The sequence below is a fragment of the Burkholderia sp. SIMBA_062 genome, from assembly GCF_046534765.1.
GTDB classification, from domain to species: Bacteria; Pseudomonadota; Gammaproteobacteria; order Burkholderiales; family Burkholderiaceae; genus Burkholderia; species Burkholderia ambifaria.
The window spans coordinates 1-237 of sequence record NZ_JAWRYD010000609.1 but is presented as its reverse complement, the minus strand read 5'-3'; the positions used below and the strand labels follow the sequence as shown (position 1 = coordinate 237).

Here is a 237-nt window from a genome sequence, read left to right as displayed (position 1 = left end):
CTCGACGACGTAGCGCGCCTGCGTGGCCTCGTCGGCGACCGTCACGAGGCGCGGACGCTGCTGCGAGGCGCGATCGGTCCAGAGGTTTTTCGTGTAGCGCTCGGTGGCGGCGTCCATCACGGCGTTGGATGCAGCGAGGATCGGCTCGGTTGACCGGTAGTTGCGTTCCAGCGTGACCTGACGTGCGGGCGGATCGAACTGTGCGGGGAAATCGAGGATGTTGCGTACCGTTGCGCC

Annotated in this window: 1 protein-coding gene; it reads right to left on the bottom strand. The window is 66.7% G+C overall.

Annotated elements, in window-relative coordinates; genetic code table 11:
- A partial coding sequence (locus tag SB786_RS37625) for a 3'-5' exonuclease (protein WP_410731765.1) occupies positions 1 to 237 on the bottom strand: 237 nt, incomplete at both ends.